Genomic DNA, 373 nt, shown 5'->3' with positions numbered 1-373 from the left:
GGTCACCGGCCCGGCCGGCGAGGAGGTGTATTGCGACGCCCTGGGCAGGGTCAAGGTGCAGTTCCACTGGGACCGCGAAGGCCGCAACGACGCGCACAGCAGCTGCTGGCTGCGGGTGATGTCCAGCTGGTCCGGCGATCACCACGGCGCGGTCACGCTGCCCCGGGTCGGCATGGCGGTGGTGGTCAGCTTCCTCGACAACGACCCCGACCAGCCGGTGGTCAGCGGCTGCCTGCCCGACAGCCTGCACCCGCCACCCTATGCCCTGCCCGAATACCGCAGCCGCACGGTGCTGCGCAGCCGCAGCCTGGGCGGCGGCGGTGGTTACAACGAGCTGGCCATGGAAGACCGCGCCGGGCAGGAGCTTTTGTAC

Annotated in this window: 1 protein-coding gene; it reads left to right on the top strand. The window is 70.8% G+C overall.

From position 1 onward, the window contains the following. Positions 1-373, top strand: a 373-nt coding sequence (gene tssI / locus DM373_RS28515) for a type VI secretion system tip protein TssI/VgrG (RefSeq protein ID WP_157966918.1), incomplete at both ends; no start/stop codon positions are given.

It is taken from the genome of Pseudomonas sichuanensis, from assembly GCF_003231305.1.
GTDB classification, from domain to species: domain Bacteria; phylum Pseudomonadota; class Gammaproteobacteria; order Pseudomonadales; family Pseudomonadaceae; genus Aquipseudomonas; species Aquipseudomonas sichuanensis.
This window is presented reverse-complemented; position numbering and strand designations above follow the sequence as displayed.